Origin of the sequence: Pseudomonas sp. (assembly GCF_035277045.1) — a bacterium.
Taxonomy (GTDB): Bacteria; Pseudomonadota; Gammaproteobacteria; order Pseudomonadales; family Pseudomonadaceae; genus Aquipseudomonas.
The window spans coordinates 1-2,790 of the sequence record NZ_DATELE010000284.1 but is presented as its reverse complement, the minus strand read 5'-3'; the positions used below and the strand labels follow the sequence as shown (position 1 = coordinate 2,790).

Genomic DNA, 2,790 nt, shown 5'->3' with positions numbered 1-2,790 from the left:
CATTCAGGCCCCGGTGGCAACCGGGACCGCTCGGGGGGTCCGACCGCAGGTTGCCGGTAAAGGTCATTCGACCTTACCAGCGGTCATGCCGCTACAGGTTTTCGTAGCGGTTCATGTCCAGTACACCCGCCTCCACCGGGTCAGTCTCCTGGATGTAGTGGTCCAGGTCGTGGAAGTACGTCCAGAACTGCGGATGGCTGCGGCGCACGCCCCAGCGCTGGACGATGCGCTCGAACCTGGCGGTGTCGTCGCGCGCGGCTTCCATGTCCTCGACAAACTCGGGCACTTCGCCGGCCGGGATGTTGAACATGAAGTTCGGGTAGCTGCTTAGCACGCCGGGGTACAGCGTCAGTGTGTCCAGGCCCGGCTGGTAACGGTAGGCTTCGCCCAGCATGAAGGCGACGTTGCTGTGGGCGCGGTTGCGCAGCAGGCTGTAGACCTGGCGCTCGCCGCCCTGCCCTTCGATGCGCAGCATGGTCGCTTCGGGCAGCTGGTTGATCACCTTGAGGCCCGCGGCCGGGCGCGAGACCAGGCGGCTGAGCGACTGCTCGGCATTGCGCAGGGCCTCGCTCAGGCCAGGCCGCGAGCAGTAGGCGCCGTTGCAGCGGTTGATCGGGTCGGGCGAGGCATTGAGGCTGGCGCTGAGCTGCAGCAGCCTGAGGCCGAAGTCGCGTTTGGGATCGCGTGGGTCGAGCTTGATCCCGCTTGGGGTATCGGTGTCGATGGCCTCGTAGTCCAGCCACATCTTCACCTTGCCGCTGTTCTGGTACCAGTCGCTGAGGATGGCGCCGCGCTTGTCGGCGGGCATCAGGCGCAGGAAGTTGACCTCGGCGCCATTGCGGATCAGGTCGAAGTACAGGCGGGTCTGTGCCTGGTGCGAAACGTTGCCATACACGTCGAAGTTGACCGCCAGCTGGTAATAGGTGCGCTCCAGCAGCGGGTAGTCGAACAGCCACATCGTCTGCGGCACGTCGCCGATCAGGCCCTTGGTCACCGAGGCGCTGTCGAAGTGGCGGAAGATGCTCAGCAACGCGTTGTCGTTGCCCGCCCACAGGGTCGACCAGCCCGGTGCCGGGAGTTCGGCATAGGCCTCGCGGCGCAGGTTCTCGTAGTCGTTGCGCTTGTCGCGGTAGGCATGCCACAGGCTGAGGATGCTGCCGACATCGTCGATCTGTCCCGGCATCGCCAGCAGCGGGGTGGCCTGGCCCCGGTAGGCGGCATCGGTGATGTAGCGGTCATGCGCGGGCTCCTGGAACACCACCCAGAAATTGTCGCGGATCACATCGGTGGCGATCTGCCCACGGCACACCGGGCCGCGGATGAAGGTGCGCACGAAGTACTCGGCATTGTCGAGCATGAACTGGTACCGCGCCACCGCCGGGATCGCCTCGAAGGTCTCGAAGGGATTGGAGCGCCGGCGCGGGCCGTAGCCTGGCAGCGACGAGGCATGCCAGTCGCCACTGTAGAACAGTTGCTTGATGCGTTTCAGCTTCTGCGGGCCCATTGGGTAGGTGATGTGCGTCTTGTGCACGATCACGCCCTGCACCGGCATCAGGCGGTAGTAGAAATCAGTGCCGGGCGGGTCGTTGGGGCGGCGCGTGGCGATCAGGTCTATCGGCTTGCCGCTCAGCGTGCGCGAGCGCACCCACTGGAAGAAGTGGCCTTGCTCGCCCCCGACGAAATGCACGTGGGCGAGGAACAGGTGCTCGTACAGCCAGCGCGCCACCAGCGCCTCGGTGGACCCCGGGCGGTTGAACAGCGCTTCCCATTCGGCGATCTGCCGGGCCTCGCTCCTGCTTGGCTGGATCGGCGCCTGCTCGACTGGCGCGCCCGCCGCGAGCCAGCGTTGCAGGGTCTGGTATTCGGCGTCGGTCAGTCCGGTGACGGCCAGCGGCATGCCTTCTTTGGGATGCGCGCCGGCGTAGCCGTCGAACTCCTGCGGCAGCGGGCACATGTTGGCGCGCTCGAGCCCCAGGACGATGTCCTTGGGCAGCTTGGCATTGGGCTCGATCGGGGTCTTGTGGCCAAGCTCGAGCATGCGCGCCATCAAGGCGGCCTGGCTGCCCTGGTTGTCGAGCACCGAATAGAAGTCCTTCCTGCGCCAGGCGTCCTCGCCCTGCGCGTCGTAGAACAGCCGGGTAGGCGCTTGCGCCGTGCTGCGGTCGCCCTGGTACACCGGGATCTTCGAGGCGCCACGCTGCACGCCCTCCCCGCTGCCCAGGTTGAGCTGGCAGGCGGCGTCGTTGCACGCATGGCACGCGACGCACTTCTCGGTGAGGATCGGCTGAATGTCTCGGGTATAGGAAATGGCCGAGCTGGATTGGGGGGCTTGCCCGAGTGCCACGCCGCTGATGAGCAGGGCGAAAAGGCCGGCAAGAAAACGATGCACCATGTACCGAAAGTCCTGGGTTCTTGGAGAAGCTATCACGTGTCTATCGGCCGGCGGGCGCGTCAACATGAGCAGGATTCATGTAAAAGCCGGACAGGCCTAAAATCCCTGCAACCTTGCTATCATTGCGCACCTCTGTTTTTGCCCGACCAGGTAGTCCTATGTCTGACCGCAGCGCTCGTTACCAAGCACTTCAGCACGCACTCAAAGAGCGCATCCTGATCCTCGATGGCGGCATGGGTACTATGATCCAGAGTTACCGCCTGGAGGAAGCCGACTATCGTGGCACGCGCTTCGCTGATTGGCCAAGCGATGTTAAGGGCAACAACGACCTGTTGCTGCTCAGCCAGCCGGATATCATCGCGGCGATCGAGAAGGCCTACCTGGATGCCGGCGCCGAC

General features: G+C 64.7%; 2 protein-coding genes. One reads left to right on the top strand and one right to left on the bottom strand.

Annotated elements, in window-relative coordinates:
- Positions 1 to 91: 91 nt before the first annotated feature.
- Positions 92 to 2,392 carry a fatty acid cis/trans isomerase gene (locus VJS90_RS19825; protein ID WP_324123332.1) on the bottom strand — a complete coding sequence of 767 codons (2,301 nt, stop codon included), beginning with the start codon at positions 2,390 to 2,392 and terminating at the stop codon, positions 92 to 94.
- 158 nt (positions 2,393 to 2,550) lie between these two features.
- Between VJS90_RS19825 and VJS90_RS19820 the strand changes: the two genes are divergently transcribed.
- Positions 2,551 to 2,790, top strand: a 240-nt coding sequence (locus VJS90_RS19820; protein ID WP_324123331.1) for a homocysteine S-methyltransferase family protein, incomplete at its 3' end; no start/stop codon positions are given.

Excerpts from the sequence above, each read along its gene's own strand:
- VJS90_RS19825 (WP_324123332.1), bottom strand. The coding sequence starts at position 2,392 with ATGGTGCATCGTTTTCTTGCCGGCCTTTTCGCCCTGCTCATCAGCGGC.